The 4,887-nt window shown below is 62.2% G+C and carries 6 protein-coding genes; 2 read left to right on the top strand and 4 right to left on the bottom strand.

Annotation, left to right across the window (positions count from 1 at the left end; all coding sequences use genetic code 11):
• Positions 1-23: 23 nt before the first annotated feature.
• Positions 24-1,313: a DUF4397 domain-containing protein gene (locus R3217_10265; protein MDX1455825.1), complete on the bottom strand. Its 1,290-nt coding sequence runs from the start codon at positions 1,311-1,313 to the stop codon at positions 24-26.
• Positions 1,314-1,615: 302 nt separating this feature from the next.
• Here R3217_10265 and R3217_10260 point away from each other — a divergent pair, with 302 nt between their 5' ends.
• A complete protein-coding gene (locus R3217_10260; protein ID MDX1455824.1) occupies positions 1,616-1,879 on the top strand; it encodes a hypothetical protein in 264 nt (87 codons plus the stop codon).
• A 16-nt stretch (positions 1,880-1,895) separates the two neighbouring features.
• Here the strand turns inward: R3217_10260 and R3217_10255 are convergent, their stop codons facing one another.
• From R3217_10255 to R3217_10245, 3 genes are all read right to left on the bottom strand, one after another.
• Positions 1,896-2,585: a hypothetical protein gene (locus tag R3217_10255; GenBank protein MDX1455823.1), complete on the bottom strand. Its 690-nt coding sequence runs from the start codon at positions 2,583-2,585 to the stop codon at positions 1,896-1,898.
• A 169-nt stretch (positions 2,586-2,754) separates the two neighbouring features.
• On the bottom strand, positions 2,755-3,570 hold the full coding sequence (locus R3217_10250) for a methyltransferase domain-containing protein (protein MDX1455822.1): 816 nt from the start codon (positions 3,568-3,570) through the stop codon (positions 2,755-2,757).
• Between the two features lie 119 nt (positions 3,571-3,689).
• Positions 3,690-4,241, bottom strand: coding sequence for a hypothetical protein (locus R3217_10245; protein ID MDX1455821.1), 552 nt, complete (start codon positions 4,239-4,241; stop codon positions 3,690-3,692).
• Positions 4,242-4,452: 211 nt separating this feature from the next.
• Between R3217_10245 and R3217_10240 the strand changes: the two genes are divergently transcribed.
• The coding region (locus R3217_10240; protein MDX1455820.1) for a DUF6090 family protein at positions 4,453-4,887 on the top strand (435 nt) is incomplete at its 3' end.

Raw genomic sequence — 4,887 nt, 5'->3', positions numbered from 1 at the left:
GGTTTTTCATTCGCAACGTGCGCTTACTTGTCCTGCACCAGGATCGCCTGCAGGCTCGCCACCTCGTCGGCAGCAAACAGCGTGTAGATACCACCGTCCGCCAGGTCCGGGCTGGCCGACAGCACGGTGGTGTTGCTGCCTGCAACCGCCACTCGGATGTTGGTCACGCCGGAGGGCATCAGGAGGTAGTTCGAGATCTCCTTGAACGGAATGTTCGGCACCTCGCGCACGCCATTGATGTAGACATCGACATTCGGAGCGTCTGGCGATGCATGCACCACGCGCAGCTTGGACTGGCCAGCACCGGGATCGGAAAGGTTGTCTGCCGAGGCAATGGTGCTGACGCTCGCTGCAAAATCGACCACCGACACCGTGTAGGACACGTCGGCCAGCGGATTGATGTCGCGGTCGATCAGCGTGGTGCTGGTACCCGTGAGGTTCACCTTCAGGTTCGACACCGAGGAGTCGCTCAGCTGGTAACCGGAGATCGTGCCGAAGGCGACATTGCTGAGCACCACGACGTCATCGATCAGCACATCGATATTCGGCGCATCCGGCGAGAGGTGTGCGACGCGCAGGGCAGCGCGCTGGTCCACCACGTGCAGGATGGGATCGGCCGCCTGCCCCGTCAGCAGTCCCAGCAGGATGGGCGAGACATCATCGTGCGGATGCTCGAGTGCAGCTGCGGTCACGATCGCGCCGTCATCCAGCGTCACCGCCTGCGAGCGGTACACCACGTTGGTCGTACCCGCCGCCGTCACGGTGAACTCGTACTCGCCCGCCGGGATTTCCAGGTAACCGGTGGCGTCAGTGAATGCCGCATTGCTGACGGCCGGCGTCAGCGTCGCAATGTCGGTGCCAGGCGCTGCCGCATAGACATCCACGGCTGGAGCAGCCGGGGCCATGTGGGCCACGCGCACCATGGCGTTGCCAGCGGCCGGGCCTGCGGTGGTGTCATCGAGCACGATCACTTCCAGGTTGGCCAGGGTGTTGGCGGCAATCGCCGTGTAGCGGGTATCAGCGGCCAGGTTCACGCCCAGGATATCCAGCAGGCTCGGCCCGTTGGCCGCCTTGATCCGGAGGTCGAAACCCACCGCCGGCACGGTCTTGTAGCTGGTACCGCTGAGGTAGTACTGGTTTTCCAGGAAGGCTTGCTGGTTGATCTCCAGGTCGACAGCAGGCGCATCCGGCGAGGCATGCAGGACACGCAGGTCGGCCGTCGCCATGCTGGAGCCGCTGCCGTCACCATCGAAACAACCGGCCAGGCCGAGCGGAAGAAGAAGGCTTGCGAGAAGGAGGAATTTGCGGGACATGATCGCCTCCGGGGTAGAGGTTGGGGATATCAGTATTCAACCAAGACCCCGACACTTTCAAGCATATTTCACCGAAAATGTGTACTAGTTCCAATAAGTTAGACAATTTTTCGCGCTACTTTTCCGGCGCAGGCTGTACAAGCGAAGCTTGCACGGACGCGCAATGATTCCCCAAATAAAGCCATTGCCGACTATCTTTTTTGGTACTTATGGCCTAATTTCTGGGTTAGATGGCCCATAGCTGGCGCGACCGCTGGTGGCCATTCAACAGAAGAACAATAAGAGAACGCGAGGGCAGGACCATGCACGTATTTGGCAAGCAACAACCACCGCGGCCACCCGGCCCGCCACTGGATGAACCAGCGAAGCCGGCGCTGTCGAGCACGCTGGATCAGCCGCAAGAGCTGGTCGCCGAAATCCAGCGACTCCTGCAGACCATCGAGACCATCACCGTCAGGAAGCTGCAGCAAGACGCGGCCTGCTCGGCGGAGGACAGCCAGGAAATCAGCATGCTGTTCGACATCGCCCATCGTCACCTGCACCGGCTGAACAACAAGCTGGACTGATCGCCACGGGCTCCGGTCACCCCTGCCGCGACGCGTAGCGCGCGTTCTCGCGATCGAATATGGCGCGAATCTTGTCACCATCCGAAGGTTGCTCTTCCATCGTTTCGGGATCCCACTGGCTGCGGGTGGTCCCGAAGAAATCGCCCCCGTAGATATGAATGCCGCCGGTGAACCTGGGCAATGGATTCGTCACCGAGTGCACCACGTCGACCGGCAACATGGCGGATTCCTTTACGAACAGCGAATCGGCCCCGACCGCGCGCATGCCCCGCTCCGTTTCCTGCCAGAAGAGGTTGTCCTCGCGGCCGGCATAAATCCCGATATTGGCCCACATCAAATGGCTGTGCGGCATCAGGTTCATCTGTGGCGTCCAGACCGCCGCAAAGATGGTCAGCGACTCGGATTTCAGCAACACGTTGAAACCTGCGGCACTCGGCTCGCCAAGCGCCTTGATCACGGCACCCGGTGTCGAGACCTGCCTGGCCAGCACCTCGTGCACGGCCGCCTGGGCATCGACCTCGCGATTGGCGGTGATGCAATCGTCGACAAAGCGTTCTATATCCATGCTGTTTCCTCCGGTGCGAATGGGGCGCTGCTGCCTGGCAATGGCAGGCAATGGCAAGAAGGACAGCGCGGCTAGCGCTGCAAGACCGCCGAGCAGGCGGCGACGCCCGGCATCGATTGGTGTTTTAAACGAGAATTTCATGCGTCCTCCGAGGCGACAGGCAACCTCGAAGTGACGGCGACTTGGCGTCCAGACCGATGGCCGGACAGGATCGTCCGGACGGAAAGCAACCTTGTGAGTATAGGCGGCGAACGCGAGGGCATTGTGCCGACTGCCCGGCAAGCCAGGCTGGACAGCCTGCCATGGACTGCTAATGCGGCTTGCGACCCGTAATGATGTGCGCCGGCGCAGTGAAGACGACTTCACCGTTCGCCGCCACGAAATCCCCCAGTGCTTCGCCCGCCGCCGCGAGAATGGCCTCGATCGTGTCGTCGTCGAGTATCACGCCCATCACCGGCAACCATCCGCGCAGGTCAGCCTCGACCATCGCCCGCACGCCGGGAAAATGTGCCCTGCCATGGTGCGTGGCGATATCGACATCGATGACGCCCGCCGCGTCGAACAGCTCCAGCAGCTCGGCCTTGTCACCGAGCACGAACGGCGCGCGCAGGGCATTCGCGGCGTCATCACCCGCCATGCGCTTCAGCAGCGCGACTTCTTCCGGGTAGGCCTCCGAGCGTTCCAGCGATTCCCACACCGCCACCGCCAGGCGCCCGCCCGGGCGCAGCACCCGCAGCATCTCGCGAATGGCCGCCACCCGATCACGAAAGAACATCAGCCCGAACTGGCTGACCACGGCATCGAAGGTCTTGTCGGCATAAGGCAGGACTTCGGCCAGGCCACGCTGCCAGTCGATCCGCGGTTCCAGCTTCGCGGCCACCGCCAGCATGCCCGGTGAGGCATCCAGCCCGGCCACTCGCTCGGGTTCGCCCGTCAACTCGGCAATGTGCCTCGCCAGCACACCGGTGCCACAGGCAACATCCAGCACGTGATCGCCCACCTCGACGCTGGCCGCCAGCGTCACGATCGGCGCGAACTGCTCGAACAAGGCGGGTACATGAAGGTCTTCGTAGGCCTTTGCTGCTGCGATGTCGGCATCGCTGGCCTGGATGGAATCGTTTGCCATGACACACCCCCCGGTTGTCATTGCACACAGTCAAAGCCTAGTTCATCGAGGGGATGGCCGTAGCCGCAATTCCAGCCACCTGGCGCCATGGCCGGCCCGGAGAACCGGACCGCCACCGTTCACAGCCTGCTCAGTTTTGCGTGACGCAGGTTTTCGCGATCAAACAGGGCACTGATGCGGTCGCCGTCGGAGACCTGTTCTTCCAACGTCTCGGGATCCCACTGGCTTCGGGTAGTCCCGAAGAAATCTCCGCCATAGGCGTGGATGGCGCCGGTGAATCGCAACAGCGGGTTGGTCACCGAATGCACGACATCATCCGGCAACATCACGGTATCGCGCTCGAACAGGCTATGCCCCCCGAATGCCCGCAGCCCCTGCTCCGTTTCTCGCCAATAGAGATTGTCCTCGCGACCGGTGTAAACGGCGATATTGGCCCACATGAGGTGGTTGTGCGGCATCAGGTTCATCTGGGGAGTCCAGGTCGTGCTGAAAATCGTCAGCGTGGGCGAGCGATGCAGCACGGCAAGACCGGCAACCACCGGCTCGCCCAGCGTCGCGATCACGGCGCGCGGTGCAGCGACGGCCCGCGCCATCACCTCGCGCACCGCAGCCTGGCCCTCGGTCTCCTGGTGTGCAGCAATGCAATCTTCGATAAAACGTTCGGTATCCATGCGATTCCTCCGAGGCGACAGGCAACCTCGGAAGGACGGCGACTTGGCGTCAATGTTTGTGCGCGACCAGATCGGCCTGCGCGAGAAGTGACTCTATAAGTGTAGGGGCCGCAAACCCTGCGGGGGAGCTGATTTGCCATTCATTTCAACACGTCAGGCCAGGCCGACCTGATCTATAGTAGGGCCTGGTTCCTGGCCAGGAGGCCCGCCCATGTTCCTGCACCGCATTGCCAATGCCCTGAGAAAACAGGACTGGACCACCGTCGCCATCGAATTCGTGATCGTGGTGGTCGGCGTGTTCATCGGTGTGCAGGTCTCCAACTGGAACGCCGACCAGCAGGAACTGCGCAATGCGGAGAGCTACCAGGCACGCATCATTGACGATGTCCGCACCGACATCGACACCCTCGACGGCCGCATCGCCTATTACCAGGCCGTCAACCAGCACCTCATGGCCACCATTGCCGCGCTGGACACCGACCAGCCCGACTTTGCCGAAAAGCTCGGCAAGGACTTCATCATCAACGCCTACCAGGGCACGCAGCTCTGGCAGTTCCGCGAATCCTCGGACACCTACACGGAGCTGATCGCCTCCGGCAAGATCCACCTCTTTGGCGACAGCGAGCTGCGTTCCGAAGTCGCGCAG

It is taken from the genome of Gammaproteobacteria bacterium (assembly GCA_033720895.1).
GTDB lineage: Bacteria > Pseudomonadota > Gammaproteobacteria > Natronospirales > JAJUFS01 > JAWWBS01.
This window is presented reverse-complemented; position numbering and strand designations above follow the sequence as displayed.